Annotated in this window: 14 protein-coding genes and 1 riboswitch; of the genes, 4 read left to right on the top strand and 10 right to left on the bottom strand. The window is 65.7% G+C overall.

Features of this window, described 5'->3' with window-relative positions:
* Positions 1–75: 75 nt before the first annotated feature.
* Both OKB87_RS05560 and OKB87_RS05565 read right to left on the bottom strand, forming a co-directional pair.
* Complete coding sequence (locus tag OKB87_RS05560; RefSeq protein WP_242796370.1) at positions 76–1,419, bottom strand: zinc-dependent metalloprotease; 1,344 nt, start codon at positions 1,417–1,419, stop codon at positions 76–78.
* Positions 1,420–1,439: 20 nt separating this feature from the next.
* Positions 1,440–2,102: a hypothetical protein gene (locus tag OKB87_RS05565; RefSeq protein WP_270826740.1), complete on the bottom strand. Its 663-nt coding sequence runs from the start codon at positions 2,100–2,102 to the stop codon at positions 1,440–1,442.
* A gap of 331 nt (positions 2,103–2,433) precedes the next feature.
* Between OKB87_RS05565 and OKB87_RS05570 the strand changes: the two genes are divergently transcribed.
* Complete coding sequence (locus tag OKB87_RS05570) at positions 2,434–4,629, top strand: glycoside hydrolase (protein ID WP_270826741.1); 2,196 nt, start codon at positions 2,434–2,436, stop codon at positions 4,627–4,629.
* Positions 4,630–4,642: 13 nt separating this feature from the next.
* On the opposite strand, the gene OKB87_RS05575 is transcribed toward OKB87_RS05570, so the two are convergent.
* Together OKB87_RS05575 and OKB87_RS05580 are read right to left on the bottom strand one after the other, a co-directional pair.
* Positions 4,643–5,434, bottom strand: a complete 792-nt coding sequence (locus OKB87_RS05575; protein ID WP_270826742.1) for a substrate-binding periplasmic protein — start codon at positions 5,432–5,434, stop codon at positions 4,643–4,645.
* 76 nt (positions 5,435–5,510) lie between these two features.
* A complete protein-coding gene (locus tag OKB87_RS05580; RefSeq protein ID WP_270826743.1) occupies positions 5,511–7,358 on the bottom strand; it encodes a M3 family metallopeptidase in 1,848 nt (615 codons plus the stop codon).
* Between the two features lie 295 nt (positions 7,359–7,653).
* On the opposite strand from OKB87_RS05580, the gene OKB87_RS05585 reads away from it, so the two are divergent.
* Positions 7,654–9,351, top strand: coding sequence for a methyl-accepting chemotaxis protein (locus OKB87_RS05585; RefSeq protein ID WP_270826744.1), 1,698 nt, complete (start codon positions 7,654–7,656; stop codon positions 9,349–9,351).
* Positions 9,352–9,616: 265 nt separating this feature from the next.
* Positions 9,617–9,702, top strand: a riboswitch (cyclic di-GMP riboswitch).
* A gap of 62 nt (positions 9,703–9,764) precedes the next feature.
* Complete coding sequence (gene gbpA / locus OKB87_RS05590) at positions 9,765–11,189, top strand: N-acetylglucosamine-binding protein GbpA (protein ID WP_270826745.1); 1,425 nt, start codon at positions 9,765–9,767, stop codon at positions 11,187–11,189.
* 72 nt (positions 11,190–11,261) lie between these two features.
* Here the strand turns inward: gbpA and cbl are convergent, their stop codons facing one another.
* The 6 genes from cbl to OKB87_RS05620 form a co-directional block, all read right to left on the bottom strand.
* Entirely contained in the window at positions 11,262–12,209 is a 948-nt protein-coding gene (gene cbl / locus OKB87_RS05595) for an HTH-type transcriptional regulator Cbl (protein WP_270826746.1), read from the bottom strand.
* Between the two features lie 163 nt (positions 12,210–12,372).
* Entirely contained in the window at positions 12,373–13,440 is a 1,068-nt protein-coding gene (locus OKB87_RS05600) for a sulfate/molybdate ABC transporter ATP-binding protein (protein ID WP_011704575.1), read from the bottom strand.
* 22 nt (positions 13,441–13,462) lie between these two features.
* Positions 13,463–14,359 (bottom strand): sulfate ABC transporter permease subunit CysW, encoded by an 897-nt coding sequence (cysW, locus tag OKB87_RS05605; protein WP_270826747.1) that lies wholly within the window; start codon positions 14,357–14,359, stop codon positions 13,463–13,465.
* Positions 14,356–15,195, bottom strand: a complete 840-nt coding sequence (gene cysT / locus OKB87_RS05610; RefSeq protein WP_005308571.1) for a sulfate ABC transporter permease subunit CysT — start codon at positions 15,193–15,195, stop codon at positions 14,356–14,358. The genes cysW and cysT overlap by 4 nt, the downstream gene beginning before the upstream one ends.
* Positions 15,196–15,474: 279 nt before the next feature.
* On the bottom strand, positions 15,475–16,050 hold the full coding sequence (locus OKB87_RS05615) for an RBBP9/YdeN family alpha/beta hydrolase (protein WP_011704572.1): 576 nt from the start codon (positions 16,048–16,050) through the stop codon (positions 15,475–15,477).
* Between the two features lie 56 nt (positions 16,051–16,106).
* Positions 16,107–17,108, bottom strand: a complete 1,002-nt coding sequence (locus OKB87_RS05620; protein ID WP_029304545.1) for a sulfate ABC transporter substrate-binding protein — start codon at positions 17,106–17,108, stop codon at positions 16,107–16,109.
* Positions 17,109–17,317: 209 nt separating this feature from the next.
* On the opposite strand from OKB87_RS05620, the gene OKB87_RS05625 reads away from it, so the two are divergent.
* On the top strand, positions 17,318–18,580 hold the full coding sequence (locus tag OKB87_RS05625) for an MgtC/SapB family protein (protein ID WP_016349368.1): 1,263 nt from the start codon (positions 17,318–17,320) through the stop codon (positions 18,578–18,580).
* Positions 18,581–18,594 lie beyond the last annotated feature (14 nt).

An 18,594-nucleotide genomic window follows, 5' to 3' on the forward strand; every position in this document is an offset into this window, starting at 1 on the left:
CGGCCGGACTTGCCCGGTCGGCTCCTTTGACAGACATCAAGGGCGCCCCGCCTGTTGCGGAGCGCCCTTGTTGTATCAGGCCGGCTGCGTCTCGGCCGGCTGGCGGGCCAGCGCCAGCTGATACCTGTGCTCGGCCAGCTCCAGCTCGCGGCGCGCCTCGTCCACCTTGCCGTCGGCACTCTTCACCGCCGCCACCAGCTGGTTGTAGCGATCCCAGCTGCCGTTGTACTCGTTCACCTCGGCCTGGTAGCGCTGGCTGATCTCGTTGGACTGGCGAATGATGGCGTTGTTCTCATCGTGCAGCTGATCGATGCGGGCGCTCAGGTTCGCCTGGATGGCGCGGATCCGGCGATACTCTTCCGGGCCGTAGCTGCCGTTGTAGCTGTTGTGCTCGCGCACCAGCCGGTTGATCTCCTGCACCGTCTGCCGGTTGCGCTGGTTCAGCTGGCTCAGCTCGCGCTGGTAGCGATCAAAGTTGCCCTTGAGCGTCTGCTGGCGATCCTGCAGGGCGGTTCTGGCCGCCACCTGCTGGCTGTAGTGCTCCTGAGCCGCCGCCAGGTCCTGGCGCCGGGTCTCGAGGGAGCGCTCCAGCTCGCCCAGATCCGGCAGCGCTTCCGACACCATGGTGGGATAGAAGGCGGCGATCTGTGGCGTCGTCACCTTCAGCGCCCGCACCGCATCGGCACCGTTGGCCTGATCCCGGTAATCCACGCCGCACGGCTGCCCCTTGCAGATCAGGTCAGGGCTGGAGAACTTGTACTCGTGGCTGTAGACCCCGAAGCTGGAGGGATAAGCCATCACGGTGGCGAAGGAACCCCGCACCCCGTGCCCCAGCGCATAGTGATAAGTGCCCCCCGTGCCATCTTGCAGGCGGGAGTGGTTGAGCCCCATGTTGTGACCCAGCTCGTGCGCCAGCACCACGTCGCCACAGCCGGTGGCCGTGACATGGCTGAACATGCTGCCAGCATCCTGGGAGACATCCCCGTCGGCATACGCCTTGCTGCCATCGGTATAGGTCGCGGAACCGCCAACCCAGGCCAGCCCGCAGCTGCCGTGGTCACCGGTCTGGGGGCGCATCAGCACCACCATGTCGGCGCCATAGCGGGTGCGCAGGGTCGGAACCTGCTTGAAAGCCGGATCCTGTTGGTAGGTCACCGCGTTGAGCGCGGATTTGTCGGTGCCGCCATCCGGGTAATTGACCTGCTGGTCGTGCACGGCCCGCACCGTCAGATCCAGGCCGCTGGCGGCATAGATCTGGTTGGTGACGTTGATCATGTGCTGGATCCGGGTCTGGGCGTCCCCCTGATAGCGGGCCGCCAGCCCCGGACTGTGCAGCACCATCAGGTCGATGGTTTCCGCCAGCACGGGGGTCGCCCCGAGCAATCCCGCAATCATGATCCCCAAGGTGGTTTTCTGCATGTGATCTTCCTTTTCTGTTGTTATTGGTGAGTCGGGATCAGGGCGTCATCGCCGCCATGACCCAGATCCAGCGGCGGGTTCTTGTAAACCCAGCCCTTGCCTCCCAGGGTCTCGACGGAGTAACTGCCTTGCGGCGTGCCGATGAACCCGAAAGTCGCTTGCTTGCCGACGGTGAAATTGACCGGATAGCTGTCACCGTCGACCCTAATTTCCCCCTGCCAGTTGCGCTCCCCGCCCCGCTGCAGTTCAACCTTGGTCACCCTGGCCTGCAGGGTGCTGCCGTCCGGCATTGGCAGGGCCACGCTGTCGCCCACCTGGGCCCGTTCCAGATCGCTGCCCTGCAGGGCGATCGGCTGGGGCTGCTCGACCGCATCGCCGGGCTCCGCCAGCGGAAAGTCGGCATCCACCTCGGCCGCCTGCCAGGGGGTCTCCAGCTGCTGGCAGCCATCTTCCCGCAACCGATCCGGCTTGGCGGGGGCCGCGACCGGCGCCGGCTTGAGCACGGGGGTAGGCATGGCGGCGAGTGGCGTCAGCTCCGCCAGCGGGCCGGAATCCGCCGCGCTCTCCTCACCCCCTGCCGCCCCCTGACCGGGCGCCACCGCTTGCGGCCACAGGTACCAGCCGATCACCCCGGCCAAGAGGGCGCACAACCCCAGCCAAGGCTTCCATTTCGCTCTCTTCATACTGATACTCCAGTCAAAAACAATCCTTATAAAACAATGAATTGCGTTCAAAGTGAGCAGGCATGCTAGAAACCGCCGAGCAGGCTGGCACCCCCCTATATGGGGCGTCGAAAAATGGGTGCGGGAGGTTCACACCCGCAGGATGAATCGCGCAAGTCAGTGCTGGCGGGGGCTGAGAGAGGGTTCGAATGATGCTTTTTTGCCACATAAAAATGGCTCCAAAGAGAGCTTTAATGAGGCCATTCACCCCATATGGGTTAAGCAGATTTGGCTGTACCGGGGGGCGGGCGTCGGCGTACCCTGATGGCATCAATCAGGTCAAGGATGTTGCATGAACGGTTTGCCGATACGGGCGCCAGCACTGGGCTGGCTGTTGATTTCACTGCTGGCGCCGCCGCTGGCCGCCGCCCCCCTGACGCTGCAGGGCGAGACCCAGCGTTACCGCATCGATCCCGATACCCTGGCCATCTCGGTCAATCAGATCCCGGTCAGTGCCGGCCAGCCCGCCCGCCAGGTCGATCAGTTGCAACAAGGGGAGCAGCAGGCCAGCTGGCACTGGCCCGCCCAGGACGCCAGGGTGGAGGTCAAGCTGGATGGTGACGACCTCTTGCTGACGTTGGTCAGCGACAGTCCCCGTCAGCTGGCCTGGTTCAGCCTGCCGAAAAACCAGACCCACCTCTCCCTGGCCTTCGGCGAGGGCAGCCGCTTCTCGGTGCGCGACAGCGACTGGCTCGGCTATGTCGGCGACGAGCTGGCCGAGCTCAACACCCACTACGACCTCAAGCTGCCGCTCTGGAGCCAGGATGCCGGCAAGCAGACCTACAGCTGGATCCTGCAGACCCCCTACGACAACCGGCTTCGCTTCAGCCGCCAGGGAGGCCGGCTGCAGCTGAGCGCCAGCCATGAATTCAGCAGCTTCAACCAGCAGGCGCCCATGGTAGTGCGGCTGAGCGTGGGGGATGACTGGCTGGCCGGCGCCCGCCGCTACCGGGCGTGGCTGCAGAGCGAGGGGGCCTGGCAGTCTCTGGCTGACAAGGTCGCCCGCATTCCCGCCGGGCGGCGGCTGATCGGCGCCAGCCATGTCTACCTGTGGGGCGATGCCCTGCTCGATCGGCAAGATGTGACGGCGTGGCCCGCGCTGCAGGCCAAGCTCCGGCAAAAGCCGGAGTGGCTGCAAGGCTTCAATAGCGAGGAGCGGGAGGCGCTGGCCGCCAAGGCGCCAGAGCCTTGGCAGCAGGCGCTGATCATGGCGGGTCTCAACCGGCTGATTGCCGACCAGCTGCCGCTGCCTGCCCAGCAGGGCCCGCAGGCCCAGAGCAAGGTGCTGGCCCTGCGCCAGCAGTGGGTCAAGAGCCAGTTCGGCGAGCAACTGGTGGCGCAGGAGCGCTGGGGCCAGGGGTTGTCGCTGCCGGTGATCGAGGCGCTGCAGCAGGCGGGACTGCGCAAGCTGTGGCTCGGCACCCCGCAGTGGACGGCGGCCCTGCAGCAGGGCTATGCCCTCACCGCCGCCCAGCGCCAGGGCTATCTGGTGGGCAGCTATGACTCCTACGATACCGCCATCGCGCCCGGCACCAACGACAGCTGGCTCACCGCCCAGCTGCCGCCGGAGATCGGCAAGCGCTGCGCCATCGTCGAGGCCAACGGCAAGCCCAAGCCGGGCTTTGGTGGCGAGGGGGTCTATCTCAATCCAGGCTGCACCCTGCCGTTTGCCAAGAGCCGCATGAGCGAGCTGGCCAAGGCCAGCGGCATCAACAGCCTGTTCCTCGACGTGGACGGCACCGCCATGGCCTCCAACGACTACAACCCGGCCCACCAGCAGGGCAGCCAGGCGATGATCGCCGACCGCAACGCCCGCATGAGCTGGGTGGGTGAGCGGCTCGGGCTGGTGCTGGGCTCGGAGGATGGCAACGCCCTCACCAGCAAGCCGCTGCTGTTTGCCCACGGCATCCAGAGCTGGGGCTTTGGCTGGACCGATGCCGCCATGCGCAAGCAGGCCAAGTCCCCCTACTACCTCGGCAAGTGGTGGCCGGACGAGGCGCCACAGGTCTTCTTCCAGCCTGCCCGGCTCAAGCCGCGCTACCTGAAGACGGTGTTCAACCCGGCGGATCGGCTGCCCCTCTATCAGGCGGTGTTCCACGACTCCGTGCTCAACAGCCACCACTGGCTGCTGGACAACCTGAAATTCCCGGGCATTAAGGAGGAGCGCGCCCTGCTCGGCCTGCTCTACAACACGCCGCCGCTGGTCAACCTGAGTCGCAGCACGCTGGCGAGCCGCCTGCCGGAGCTGGTGAGGCTAGACAGCCAGTTCGGCCCGCTGCACGAGGCGCTGTGGGACAAGGCACTGGTGGGCTTTCGCTGGCGTGACGGGGTGGGCCGGGTGCAGGAGACCCGCTTCTCCGACGGCAGCCGGCTGGTGGCCAACTTCGGCCACAGCTCCATCATGATCGACGGCCACAAGCTGCCGGGCCGCCAGCTGCTGGTGGCGCTCAAGGACAAACCGGTCAGCGTGCTGAAGATCCAGGGCTGAGCCCGGGCCGGCATCAGGAGGGAGTCGCCCCGCTGGCCGGGGCGGGCGGCAATGCATGGAGGTTGAGCCAGCGCCGGCGCAGCGCCTCCAGCGAGCCATCCTGGCGCATCTGGTCGAGGGCCCGCTGCAGAGCCTGCACCTTGGTCGGCTCCGTCGCCAGGTTGAGGGCAAAGTAGTACTGCTCGCCGTCGTCATAGACGAACAGCGGGGTGAGCGCCTCGAGGCCGTGGCCCAGCTGGTGCATGTGAAAGGCGGCCCCCAGATCCAGCGCCGTCACCAGATCCACCCGGCCGCGCAGCAGCATGCGAAACTTGTCCTCCTCGCTGTTGACGCTGACCGGCGCCAGCCCCTGGCGGATCAGCTGCTGGGCCGAGGCCGAATTGCGCACCACGGCGATCCGGTAGTGGCTCGCCTCCTGCAGGCTGCGGGGCTGGATGTCGGTGCGCGAGCTCAGCCGCCACACCCTGATGGTGCGCGGCCCGACCGGCCCCACCCACTGGAACTGCTGCTCCCGCTCCGGGGTGCGCGCCACCGAGAAGAGGATGCTGCCCGCCTGATAGCGGGCATTCTGATAGGCCCGCGCCCAGGGCTGCAGCTGGATGTCACCGCGCAGCGTCAGGCCGCTGCGCGCCAGCAGGGCATGCAGCAGATCCACCGAGAAACCGCTCACCGGCTGACCGGCCAGCTGATAGTTGTAAGGGGGCATCTGCTCGGTCAGCGCCTGCAGTGCCCGGGCCGGCTGCGCCAGCCCTCCCGTCAGCAGCAGCGTGGCCAGAAGCCACCGCCACCGCGCTGTTGTTCCCACCCTCGACTCCTTCCCATGAAAACAGACCCCTGCCGCGGCAGGGGTCTGACATAACGCATGTTCACCGGCTTGCGCCTCAGTGGCTGGTGACCGCCTCCTGGTAGTGGTCGCGGATCCAGCGCTCGAAATCGGCCAGCATGGCCGCTTCGGAACCGCTATTGTCGGCGATAAGCTGGTCGCCGTGAACCACCCGGATGCGGGCATTGAGCGGCTCACCCTCGCCGACCGGCGGACGCTGGCGGGCCACCGCCATGCAGGCTTCTGCCTGCTGCCACGCCTCGGCCACGCTCTGGTTGCAGGCCCGGGCCAGCGGCCCCGCGCTGAAGCCCTTGCCGGTCAGGCTCTGCAGCGTCTCGTCATGGGTCATGCCGTTGCCCGGACCCCAGTAGTGGGCGGCCAGATCCGGCCCGATGCGCGGGTTGTCGGTGAGGTAGCCGTCGCGTTTGAGGAAGTAGGCGCGGGTCTGCTCCACCGCCATCAGCGCCAGCAGGTAGCCGTGATAGGCACAGGCCGACTCCTGGTTGAGCAGGTGCGGGATGGCCAGCAGCGGACGCGGACTCTCCACCCCCAGGATTTGGCGCTCCCAGCGGCGGGCCAGCGCCAGCACTGCGGCCGGGGTGCGTTCGGCCTCGGCCATGGCGTAGAGATCCCGCTCGAAGTAGGCCACCAGCGCGATCTGGCGCTCATTGAAGGCGCGAAACGGCTGGCGCGCCTCGATCATCGCTTTGATGAGCGCATCGGGGATCGGCTCCCCCGCCGCGTTTCTGGCGTAGCGCTTGAGCCAGTCCGCATCGTCCAGCAGGCTGTCGCAGAACATCGATTGGGTCTCGGCGTAGGCCATGGAGGTGGGCGGGAACTCCTGGGAGAAGCAGGGGGCGTTGCCCGTGACATTGGCAAAGTGCGCCGCGTGGCCGCCCTCGTGGAACAGGGTGTTGAGCCCGCTCCAGCCGCTGCCCACCTGGGCCGGGTCGGCCAGGCTGGTGAAATTGACCACCGCCGGCACCCACTCCCCCTCCTGCCAGAAGCTCGGCACCGGGCCGTGGCAGAAGCCGTTCTCGTATTTCCCCTCCCGGGTCAGCAGATCCAGGGTGAGGGTGGCACCGCGGTACTGGATACCGAGACGGCGGAAGCTCTCGACCCAATCCTGCAGCGCCCGCGAGAAGGGTACGTAAGGGTCGAGCTGGCGGGTCACGTCGCCACTCACGCTGTAGCGCAGGTTGTGGGGCAGCAGGGCCGCCTCCCCCTTAGCCGCTTTCAGCTCGGCCAGGCTCTGATGCAGCCGCTGCTCGGTGCCGGCGATGAAGTCATCGAGGATGGCGAACAGCTGCGCCGGGCTCATCTGCTCGTTCTTGTGCACCTTATAGTCGAAGTAGTCGCGATAACCCATGGCGCGGGCGAAGCGGTTGCGCAGCGCGACGATGGCCAGATAGCCGTTGTCGACCACCCACTGCTCCAGGGTGTGGAACATGGCGAGCGCACTTTGGCGCACCGCCTCGTCGCTGCTGGCGGCCAGCGCCGTGCTGGCGGCGGGCAGGCTGCCGGCCACCTGCCGGCCCTGCTCGTCCAGCAAGGTCAGCTTCAGCTCCCGGCGGCGGGCAAACAGCGCCGCCTCGGCGGCCACCAGCTCGTCCATCAGGGCGGCGGCCTGAGGATCCTCGATGACGTTGCACTCGAAGAAGGCGATCCAGCCCCCCAGACCGCGCTTGAGCTCGGTCTCCTCGGCCTGGGCCTGCATCTGCCGCAACACCGGCAGGCGCGCCGGATCGGCGCAGAACGCCTTGTAGGCCTGCTCGGCGGCGGTGAAGCCGGCCTGATCGTCGCTGGTGCCCATGTAGGTGGACCAGAACAGATCCTCCTTGCGCCTGTGTACCTGCAGGTAGTCGGCGTTGAGCTGGTTGAGATAATTCCTGGCAATGGAACTCATAACTTCCCTCTTGTTATGGGGCGGCCGCGAGGGCGCCCACTCCTTTTTGGTGAAATGCCAACTCATTCACATTTTCTGCAAATTGAGCGGACAAATAGTGCGCCGGGATGCGCGCCATCACGCTATCAAAAGCGAGGGTTTCTGTCTGCTGGCTATACTGATTGTCAAATTGCTCAATTGGCGCTTTATGGGCCCAAGCCATTGAAAGTTAATTAAATGTTAATAACAAAATAATCAGGGCCAGCCAACGGACTGGCCACCACCAGACCCGCACGGGAAAGTTAAGGAAGAGACTATGTTCAAGCTCGGTGATATTGCCGTGAGCCGCAAATTGATGCTGTTGCTCTCACTGGCGCTGATCGGTTTCATCGCACTGCTGCTCATCTCGGCCAGTGCCCTGCATCGCAACCTGATGAGTGAACGGGAAGCCAGGCTGCAGGCCGTGCTGGATCTGGCCATGAGCCGGCTCCAGACGCTGGCGGCCACCCTGCCCGCCCCCCAGGCCCAGGCCGAAGCCAAGGCCATGCTCAACAGCATGCGCTTTGACGGCGACAACTACCTGTTCGTGCTGGACGAGAACCGCCGGATGGTGGTGCACCCCGTCAGGCCCGAGCTGGTCGGCCAGCAGATGGGCGAGAGCGGCACCGCCACCGCCGGCGTCCACTGGCAGCAGATGGTGGATCTCGGCAAGGGGGGCCACAGCGGCCGGCTGGAATACAAGTGGATCTCCCCCTCCGGCGAGGCGGCCCAGAAGATGTCGCTGGTGGCCGGTTATCAGCCCTGGGGCTGGATCCTCGGCTCCGGCGTGTTGCTGCAGGACATCCAGGCCACCATCTGGTCCCAGTATCAGCTGATGGGGGGCGCTACCTTGCTGGTGACCCTGCTGATGGGGCTGCTGGGCTTTGCCATCAGCCGCTCCATCGTCAATCCGCTGGCCGAGATCAACCGGGCCATGCAACAGGTGGCCGCCGGCGATCTGGTAGTGAGCATCCCGGTACACGGCAAGGATGAGCTGGGCGCCGTCGCCAGCTGCACCAACCAGGGACTCGATGCCATTCGCCGCGCCCTGCTGGAGGCGAGCCAGGGAGCCCGCAACGTGGCGGATGCCGCCCTGCGCATCGCCGCCTCCGCCGAGCAGACCAACCAGGCGGTCAACAGCCAGCGGGATCAGCTGGCCCAGCTCGCCACCGCCATGAACGAGATGAGCGCCACCATCTCCGACGTGGCGGGTCACGCCGAGAACACCGCCCGCGACACCCAGGACGCCACCAGCGAAGCCGGCCTCGGCAACCGTGACGTGCACGCCAGCGTGCACGGCATCCAGGCGCTGGCCACCGAGGTGGAACAGGCCACCCTGCAGGTCAACCAGCTCAAGGAGGGGGTGATGCAGATAAGCGAGGTGACGGCGGTCATCAGCGCCATCTCGGAGCAGACCAACCTGCTGGCCCTCAACGCCGCCATCGAGGCGGCCCGCGCCGGCGAGCAGGGCCGCGGGTTTGCCGTGGTGGCCGACGAGGTACGCCAACTGGCCAGCCGCACCCGCCAGTCCACCGAGGAGATCCAGAGCACCATCGGCCAGTTGCAACAGCGGGCGGTGACCGCCGCCAGCGCCATGGACGCCAGCCGCAAGCTGGCGGAGAGCAGCGTCAGCCAGTCGGAGAAGGCGGGCCAGGACCTCTCCCTCATCGTCAACCATATCCAGCACGTCAGCGACATGGCGACCCAGATAGCAACCGCGGCGGAGCAGCAGAGCATGGTGGCCGAGGACATGAACCGCAACGTCAGCGGCATCAACGACTCGGCGCTGGAGATGTCCCAGTCTGCTTCCCAGCTGGCCCAGGAGAGCGAGCTGCTGGCCGGACTTTCGCGCAGCCTGGACGAGCGGCTGGCGGTATTCAAACTCGGCAGCGCCATCGACCAGCAGCTGGAGCAGCGCCTCGCCCCTCTGCATCGGCAGGTACGCCCGGCCGAACGCCCCCGCGTTCGCCACTGATCCGTCCTGCCCTGTCGCAGCGCACGCCCCCGTCAGCCCGGCTGACGGGGGCGTGCTTCATTGATGAAAAATGTGGATTTTTTGCATCTTGTCGACCTGTTCGACGACATTGATGCGGCGACGTTCAGTTAACCACCATTTAAAAACAAACAGTTAAGTGTTTGCTCTACTCCGATGAGGTCAAGCTGTAAAGATTTACACTTAATTATTTAATCAAAAATAGCCATGATGGGTTGTCGCCAAACGCGACACCATGACCCTTTATGTAGTCATTTGGCAAACTGGTTGAAAGGCCAGGACGCAAAGCCTCCGGTCTAAAGACATGTCGTCCAGGATAGCGGGGTTGCCACATCGTGCTTCGGGGAACTCCCCCTGCCAACTTGACTGCCCACATCTGTCGAACAGAGGAATGTATGGCAGCAAAAATCCAACTCAATCACGTCGCTGCGACCCTGGCCCTGCTGGTCAGTGGCAGCGTGCTCGCCCACGGCTACATCAGCCAGCCGGAATCACGCAACTACCTGTGCAAGACCGGCGGCAACAGCCAGTGCGGCGCGGTGCAATGGGAGCCCCAGAGCGTGGAAGGTCCCTCCGGCTTCCCGCAGGCCGGTCCGCCCGATGGCCAGATCGCCTCGGCCGGCAGTGCCAGCTGGCGCGAGCTGAACGCCCAGACCAGCGACCGCTGGACCCGCCGCGAGGTGCAGGCCGGCCCCTTCGCCATCAGCTGGACCTTCACCGCCAACCACGTCACCCGCAACTGGCGCTACTACCTCACCAAGCAGGACTGGAACCCGAACCAGCCGCTGACACGCGCCGCCTTCGAGCTCACCCCCTTCTGCGTGGTGGACGGCAACATGACCCAGCCGCCCAAGCAGGTCACCCACCAGTGCAACCTGCCCCAGCGCACCGGCTATCAGCTGATCCTGGGGGTGTGGGAAGTGGGAGACACCAGCAACAGCTTCTATAACGTGATCGACGCCAACTTCAAGGGCGGCACCCAGCCGCCGCTGACCTGGAGCCAAGGCGGCACCATCTATCCTTCCACCGAGCTGGCGGTCGGCGACAAGGCCAGAACCCTGGTGTTCGACGCCAACGGCGTGCGCCCCGATCTGCAGACCGAGCTGACCATCGCCAACCCGGAGCAGGGCCAGAAGAACAACTGGACCCACGCCCTGGCGAGCAAGATCAATGCAGAGCAGAGCCAGATCCGCGCCGGCCAGCAGAGCGGCGAAGGCCAGTTCAACCCCGTCTACGGCCAGAACCCGGTCTACTTCAAGGCGGGCAGCGCACTGGAGCGGGTCGAGATCCAGCTCGAGCAACAGCAGCCGCCGGTGAGCAACGGCGTCAGCGTGAGCGGCCTGGAGAGCGACTACCTGCTCGACGAGGGCAAACTCACCCTCAACTTTACCGTGGCCGCCGAGGGCGATCTGACCGTCACCAACACCCTGTATGATCACGGTGGGGCCGCCAAGGGGCAGACCAGCGCCGACATCAAGGACAGCACTCACAGCTTCACCATGCCGCTGACCGGGCTCAGCGCCGGTCACCACCAGCTGGTGATCGAGGGCAAACCCAAGGCCGGTGGCGATGCGGTGCAGCAGACCCTGGATCTGATGCTCAAGGATCCGGCCGCCGGTGGTGACTACCAGTTCACCTTCCCGGACGGGCTCAAGTCCTACACCGACGGCACCAAGGTGCTGCAGCCCAAGAACGGCAAGGTCTACCAGTGCAAACCTTTCCCCTATCGCGGCTGGTGCAGCCAGTGGTCAGCCAGTGCCACCCAGTATGAACCCGGGGTAGGCACCAATTGGCAGGATGCCTGGATCCAGGTGAACTGAGCCGCAGGCACAGCATGACACCATCAACAAAACGGGGAGCCACTGGCTCCCCGTTTTCTCTGATGCACCACCTCAGATCTGGAAATCGATGGCCGCCTCGCTGCCCATGGCACGGGCCTGAATGTCTGCCAGCGCCAGCTCCGGGTTGCAGAGCTGGATGAACTGCCAGGCGAAGTTGTGCTGGAACTGCCCCTGCTTGAGACCGATCCAGGCGGTGTGGGGCGCGAACAGCCGGCTGCCGTCCAGCTGCACCAGCCCCTTGTCGCGCTGGGTGTCGAACGCCATGTCCGCCAGTATGCCCACCCCCATCTCCAGCTCGACATAGGTCTTGATGACGTCGGAGTCCTGCGCGGTCAACAGGATCTGCGGGGCGATGCCGGCCTCGGCAAACGCCTCGTCCACCCGCGCCCGCCCGGTCAGGCCGGCCTGATAGGTGATGATGGGCCAGTGGGCCAGCGCCGCCAAAGTCAGCTCCCGCTCGGCGGTGAGCGAATGCTGCTCCGGCACCACTATGTTGTGGTGCCAGCGGTAGTAGGGAAACGCCACCACCCCTTCGCTCTTGTCGAGCTGCTCGCTGCTGATGCCGATGTCCACCTCGCCGGTCTGCACCAGCCGCACTATCTCCTCCGGGCTGCCCTGGCGCAGTTCCAGCTGCACCAGCGGGAACTGCTCGCGAAACGCCTTCACCACTCGTGGCAGGGCATAGCGGGCCTGGGTATGGGTGGTCGCCACCAGCAGCCGGCCCGACTCGCGGTTGGCGAAGGTGCTGGCCAGCTTGCGGATGTTGTTGGCGTCGTTGAGGATGCGCTCGGCGATCACCAGCAGCTCCTTGCCCGGCTCGGTCATGCCGAGCAGCCGCTTGCCGTAGCGGATGAACAACTCGATCCCCAGCTCCTCTTCCAGCTCGCGGATATGGCGGCTGACCCCGGACTGGGAGGTAAACAGGGCATTGGCCACCTCGGTCAGGTTGTAATCCCGCCGTGCCGCCTCCCGGATAATTCGCAACTGCTGAAAATTCACGTCATCGCCTCCTGCGCTGACCGGCCGGTCGGGGCCTTCCCCGCCGCCTTGTTGTTATCTTGTCTGGCCGCCCGAGCCTGAACTCTGAGCGCCATACTGACCCTGTTGTACCCCAGGCGGGCAGACCCCGCCATGGTCACGCGGCCCGCCAGGGGCCTGCCCCTCAAATCTGGTAATCCGGGTAGAGCTGGGCCTGTTTGGCCACCAGCCGCACCCCCTGGCCCGGGCTGAAGGCACGGGCCGCCTCCTTGCTCAGCTCGGCTTCGAAGTGTGCACCGTTTGTATCCCCATTACCACGCAGTTCCACCCGGATGCGTGGCCCCATGGGCAGCAGGCGGGTGATGGTGGCGCTGATGCCGCCCGGCGCATCCGCCGGCAGTATCTCCAGCTCGTGGGGACGCACATAGGCGACGGCCGCGCTGCCCTCCGCCAGCTGGGAGCTGATGGGTCCGCCCAGCAGCTGCTCGCCGATGCCGAGCCCCTGCCCGGCCACCCGGCCGCGAAACAGGTTCACGCTGCCGAGGAAGCTGTGCACGAAGGAGCTGGCGGGCTGGTCGTAGACCTCGGCCGGGGTGCCGATCTGCTCGACCTTGCCGGCGTTCATCAGCACCACCCGATCCGCCACCTCCAGCGCCTCCTCCTGATCGTGGGTGACAAACAGGCTGGTGACGTGCAGCTCGTCGTGCAGCTCCCGCAGCCAGCGGCGCAGCTCCTTGCGCACCTGGGCATCGAGGGCGCCGAACGGCTCGTCCAGCAGCAGCACCTTGGGCTGCACCGCCAGCGCGCGGGCCAGCGCGACCCGCTGACGCTGACCGCCGGAGAGCTGGGTCGGGTAGCGCGCGGCCACGTGGCTGAGCTGCACCAGATCCAGCAGCTCCTTGACCCGGGCGCGGATCGCCGCCTCGGCCGGTCGCTCGCTGCGCGGCTTGACCCTAAGGCCAAACGCCACGTTCTCGAACACCGTCATGTGGCGAAACAGGGCGTAGTGCTGGAACACGAAGCCGACGTTGCGCTCGCGCACGTGCAGATCCGAGGCATCCTCGCCGCGGATGATGACGCTGCCGCTGTCGGCCTGCTCCAGCCCGGCGATGATCCGCAGCAAAGTGGTCTTGCCACAGCCGGAGGGGCCGAGCAGCGCCACCAGCTCACCGTCGTGAAAGTCGAGGTTGATGTCGGCCAGCGCCGCGTACTGGTTGAAATGCTTGTTGAGTCCTTGTACCTGAATGCTCATGGCAGCCTCTTGAATTCGGTGATCAGTGAGAGTAAGTGGGCTGGGCACGCAGCCGGGCCAGCAGGGTTTCCCCCAGCAGGGTGAAGATCCCGAACAGGGCCAACAGGCTGGCTACCGCGAAGGCGGCGCCGGTCTGGTACTCGTTGTAGAGGATCTCGATATGCAGCGGCAGGGTGTTGGTCTGGCCGCGAATATGGCCGGAAACTACTGACACGGCGCCGAACTCCCCTACCGCCCGGGCGGTACAGAGCAGCAGGCCGTACATCAGGCTCCAGCGAATGCCGGGCAGGGTGACCCGCCAGAACATCTGCAGGCCGCTCGCCCCCAGCATGATGGCCGCCTCTTCCTCTTCCGGGCCGCGCGCCTCCATCTGGGGCAGCAGCTCGCGCACCACGAAGGGCACCGTGATGAAGGTGGTGGCCAGGATGATGCCGGGGGTGGCGAAGATCACCTTGATGTCGTGCTCGCTCAGCCATTCGCCGAACCAGCCGCGGCTGCCGAACATCAGCACGAACATCAGCCCCGCGATCACCGGCGACACGGAGAACGGCAGATCGATGATGGTGATGAGCAGCTGCCGGCCCGGGAAGCGGAAGCGGGCGATGGCCCAGGCCGCGGCAACCCCGAACAGCAGGTTGAGGGGCACCGAGCAGAGGGTCACCAGGGCGGTGAGGCCGAGGGCACTGAGGGCGTCCGGCTCGCTGATGGCGTGCCAGAAGAAGGCCAAGCCAGGGCTCAGCGCCTGGATGAAGACGGTGGCCAGCGGCAGCAGCAGCAGGGCGGCAAACCAGCCGAGGCCAACCGTGATCAGCAGCCACTTGACCCAGACCGGCTCGCGGATGACGGGGGGCTGGCGCACCGAGGTGGTCGGCGCCGCCTCGCCCGTTGCCAGCGCCAGGCTTGCGTTGGATGCGTTCATATCCGGCTCCCTCCGATACGGGCCCAGCTCCAGGCCTGCAACTTGTTGATAAGCAGTAACAAAATGAAAGAGATCAGCAGCATGACCACGGCGATGGCGGAGGCGCCGGCGTAGTCGTACTCCTCCAGGTGGCTCATGATCATCAGTGGCGCAATCTCCGACACCATCGGCAGGTTGCCGGCGATGAAGATGACGGAGCCGTACTCCCCCACCGCCCGCGCGAAGGCCAGGGCAAAGCCGGTCAGCAGGGCCGGCACCAGGGTCGGCCACAGCACCCGGATGAAGGTCTGCCAGCGGTCGGCGCCCAGGCTGGCGGCGGCCTCCTCCTGCTCGGTCTCGGCTTCCCGCAGCACCGGCTGCAGGGTGCGCACCACGAACGGCAGCCCGATGAAGGTGAGCGCGATCACCACCCCGATGGGGTTGTAGGCGAGCTCGATGCCAAACGGGGCGACCCACTGCCCGATCCAGCCGTTCGGGGCGAAGATGGCGCACAGGGCGATGCCGGAGACGGCGGTGGGCATGGCGAACGGCAGGTCGATCAGGGCATCCACCAGTCGACGGCCAGGGAAGGTATAGCGCACCAGCACCCAGGCCAGGATCAGGCCGAACAGGGCGTTGAGCAGCGCCGCCACCAGGGCGGCCCCGAAGCTCAGACGAAAGGAGGCGAGCACCCGCGGCGAACCTATCACCTGCCAGAACTCGGCCAGGGTCAGATTGTTCACCGCGAACAGCACCAGCGCCGAGAGCGGCAGCAGCACCAGCACGCCCAGATAGAGCAGGCTGAAGCCGAGGGTCGGGCCGAAGCCCGGCAGCACGGAGTAAGAACCAAATCGCATAACGCATCCGTTTGTTATGAAAAACATTAGATACAGCGATTCTGCGCATTCCTGTTTGGGGCAACAAACACCAATAACGCCTTTGCTAAGCACTTTTTTGTCTAACAGCGGCGGACAAGGCTTTTAGAGCCATAAAATGAAAAAAAGGTCTTTTATATAAATAAAAGACCTAAAAATGGAGCGTCGTGCAATGTACCAAGCTATCCAAATCAGACTGTCGTGGTGTCGGGTGCCTGCCCTCCTTCTCTGTTCCAAACCTGTGTGATCAACGCTCACCGCTCAGCGAAAACTCAAGGCCGCCCGCCGCTCCCACACCGCCGGCGTCGGCTCCACCACCATCTCGGCCCGCCGATAGAGGGTGCCGAGCAGGTTGAGCCCCTGGTTCCACTCACCGTGGCCGGACTGGGCATTGATGTGGCCCACCTCGCCGGCGTCGAACAGCGGCACCTGCCACTGGCGGCTCCAGTACTCGGCCCGCTCAAAACTCATCCAGGGATCGTTGCGGCTGGCCACCAGCTGGGCCGACACCTTGAGCGACCCTGCCAGCAGCTCGTCTGGCAAGCCGAAGCGGGCCGGATCCGCCGGGGCCACGATGAACAGCGAGGCCACCTTGTCGGGCTGCTGGCGCGCCGCCGTGATGGCCGCCAGCGCGCCGAAGGAGTGGGCCACCAGGTGGGCCCGGCCGCGCCGGCTGCGCAGCTTGCTCGCCAGCTTGGCGCTCCAGACCGTGAGGTCAGGCCGATCCCACGGCAACCCCACCATCCGCTGCCAGTGGGGGAAGTATTGGTGCCAGCGGCTCTGCCAGTGATCCGGCCCACTGTTGTGCAGACCGGGAACCAGGAGGATCTTGTTCATCTTGGTGCTCCTATCAGCTGGCACAGGGGCCAGATAAGTTGGCGATAACCGGCCGCTTAGCGACCCGGCTGGTAGATCTGGTCAAACAGGGCGCCCTGGGCGAAGTGCTTCTTCTGCGCCTTGTCCCAATCCCCTTCCAGATCCTTGACGGTGAACAGCGCCAGTTGCGGGAACTGGGCCGCGGTCTCCTTCAGGATCGCAGGGTTGCTGGGGCGATAGTGATATTTGGCGATGATGCGCTGCCCCTCGTCGGAGTAGAGGTAGTCGAGGTAAGCCTTGGCCACCGCCTCGGTGCCGTGCTTCTTGGCCACCTTGTCCACCACCGCCACCGGCGGCTCGGCCAGGATGGAGACCGACGGCACCACCAGCTCGAACTTGTCGCTATTGCCGGGCTGACCCAGCACCAGCAGGGCTTCGTTCTCCCAGGCCAGCAGCACGTCGCCGAGGCCGCGCTCAATGAAGCTGGTGGTGGCACCGCGGGCGCCGGAGTCCAGCACCTTCACGTTCTTGTAGAGATCGCCGACGAACTGCTTGGCCCCCTCCTCGCTGCCGCTCTTCTTCAGGGCATAGCCCCAGGCAGCCAGGTAGTTCCAGCGCGCCCCGCCGGAGGTCTTGGGGTTGGGGGTGACGATGGCCACGTCCTTGCGCACCAGATCATCCCAGTCCTTGATCTGCTTGGGATTGTCCTTGCGCACCAGGAACACGATGGTGGAGGTGTAGGGCGCCGCATTGTTGGCCAGCCGGCTCTGCCAGTCGGCGGCAATCAGCCCCTGCTTGGCCACGGCATCGACGTCGTAGGCCAGCGCCAGCGACACCACGTCCGCCTCCAGTCCGTCCACCACGGCGCGCGCCTGCTTGCCGGAGCCGCCATGGGACTGGCTGACCACCACGTCGTCACCGGTCTTCGCCTTCCACTCCTTGGCGAAGGCGCCGTTGTACTCCTGGAACAGTTCGCGGGTCGGATCGTAGGAGACGTTGAGCAAACGGATCTCGGCGGCATTGGCCTGACCGAGGGCCAGCAGGGAGAGCAGGGTCAGGGCGGTCATTCGCAGTTTCATGGGGATACTCCATATCTCGTTGGGTTGAATGCAGCATGCCGTGGGCTTGTTATGCCGAGAACCAAGAAATAACGCTTTGCTTATCTCATTTGCTCATATCAGGAGGCCACAGGCGTCATTCGCGCACTCTGTGAGCCAGGCCGCGCTGGCCCGGTGCCGGCTGTGCCATCATGGAAACAAGGCAGGCAGATGACGAAAAGGAAGTCGTTATGTGGATCAATGCAGAACCCGTCAATGGCGCCCTGGTGTCGCTGGCCATCGGCCTCATCATCGGTCTGGAGCGGGGCTGGCAGGTGCGCCAGCTGGGGGACAACCAGCGCATCGCCGGGATGCGCACCTATGGCCTCATCGGCCTGCTCGGCGGGGTCTGCGCCCTGCTGCTGCCCACCCTGGGCCCCTGGCTGCCGCTGCTCGGTCTGCTGGCGGTGGTGACGGGCTGCGGCCTCTCGGTCTGGCTAGCCCAGCGCTGGCAGGGGGAGTTCGGCCTCACCAGCTCGGTGGCCATGCTGCTCACCTATCTGCTGGGGCTGATGTCGGTGCTGCTGAGCCCGAGCGAGGCGGTGGCCTGCGCCGTGCTGGCGGCCCTGCTGATGGGGCTCAAGGGCAAGATCCAGCAGGGGATGCTGTTTCTGAGCGAGACCGAATTTCACGCTACCCTGCGCTTTCTGCTCATCTCGCTGGTGCTGTTGCCGGTGCTGCCCAACGAGGAGATGGGACCGCTCGACGCCTTCAACCCCTTCAAGATCTGGCTGATGGTGGTGGTGATCGCCGGTATCTCGTTCTGCGGCCACTTCGCGGTGCGCCTGCTCGGCACCCGCGCCGGGCTGGTGCTCACCAGCATACTGGCGGGGCTCGCCTCCTCCACCGCCCTCACCCTGCAGTTTGCCCGCCTCAACAAGGAGCAGGGCGGGCTGGAGCGGCTGCTGGCCACCGGCATCCTGCTGGCGGGGGCCACCATGTGGCTGCGGCTGCTGGTGCTGGTGCTGCTCATTCACAGCGAACTGGCGATGCGTCTCGCAGCGCCCCTGCTGCTGCTGGCAGCCACCGTCTACGGCTTCGCCTTCTGGTTCTGGCGCCAGCGCGAGGAGCTGACCGACGGCCCGGTGCAGCCCCAGACCAGCAACCCGCTCGATCTGGCCACTGCCATCAAGTTCGGCCTGCTGCTGGCGCTGATCGGCTTCATGGCCACCCTGCTGCAGAGCAAGGTGGGCAACTCCGGGGTCTACCTGCTGTCGCTGGTCTCCGGCATCACCGATGTGGACGCCATCACCCTGTCGCTCTCCCAGCTCTCCCACAAGGAGCTGGCGCTGGAGGTGGCGGCCCGCGGCATCCTGCTGGCGGGGCTGGTCAACTCGCTGGTGAAGGGGCTGCTGGCCCTGGGGATCGGCGGTCGCCGGCTGGGGCTGCGGGTGCTGCTGCCCTACTTCGTCTCGGCCCTGCTGATCCTGCCGCTGATCTGGCCCGGCGCCTGAGCTTGCAGCAAGTG

Source organism: Aeromonas sp. Y318-1 (assembly GCF_027706125.1).
Lineage (GTDB): Bacteria > Pseudomonadota > Gammaproteobacteria > Enterobacterales > Aeromonadaceae > Aeromonas > Aeromonas hydrophila.

What these genes read in the sequence shown, in the direction of transcription:
- OKB87_RS05560 (WP_242796370.1), bottom strand. Translation starts at nt 1,419, where the DNA reads ATGCAGAAAACCACCTTGGGGATCATGATTGCGGGATTGCTCGGGGCG.
- OKB87_RS05565 (WP_270826740.1), bottom strand. Translation starts at nt 2,102, where the DNA reads ATGAAGAGAGCGAAATGGAAGCCTTGGCTGGGGTTGTGCGCCCTCTTG.
- OKB87_RS05570 (WP_270826741.1), top strand. Translation starts at nt 2,434, where the DNA reads ATGAACGGTTTGCCGATACGGGCGCCAGCACTGGGCTGGCTGTTGATT.
- OKB87_RS05580 (WP_270826743.1), bottom strand. Translation starts at nt 7,358, where the DNA reads ATGAGTTCCATTGCCAGGAATTATCTCAACCAGCTCAACGCCGACTAC.
- OKB87_RS05585 (WP_270826744.1), top strand. Translation starts at nt 7,654, where the DNA reads ATGTTCAAGCTCGGTGATATTGCCGTGAGCCGCAAATTGATGCTGTTG.
- gbpA (WP_270826745.1), top strand. Translation starts at nt 9,765, where the DNA reads ATGGCAGCAAAAATCCAACTCAATCACGTCGCTGCGACCCTGGCCCTG.
- OKB87_RS05600 (WP_011704575.1), bottom strand. Translation starts at nt 13,440, where the DNA reads ATGAGCATTCAGGTACAAGGACTCAACAAGCATTTCAACCAGTACGCG.
- cysW (WP_270826747.1), bottom strand. Translation starts at nt 14,359, where the DNA reads ATGAACGCATCCAACGCAAGCCTGGCGCTGGCAACGGGCGAGGCGGCG.
- cysT (WP_005308571.1), bottom strand. Translation starts at nt 15,195, where the DNA reads ATGCGATTTGGTTCTTACTCCGTGCTGCCGGGCTTCGGCCCGACCCTC.
- OKB87_RS05615 (WP_011704572.1), bottom strand. Translation starts at nt 16,050, where the DNA reads ATGAACAAGATCCTCCTGGTTCCCGGTCTGCACAACAGTGGGCCGGAT.
- OKB87_RS05620 (WP_029304545.1), bottom strand. Translation starts at nt 17,108, where the DNA reads ATGAAACTGCGAATGACCGCCCTGACCCTGCTCTCCCTGCTGGCCCTC.
- OKB87_RS05625 (WP_016349368.1), top strand. Translation starts at nt 17,318, where the DNA reads ATGTGGATCAATGCAGAACCCGTCAATGGCGCCCTGGTGTCGCTGGCC.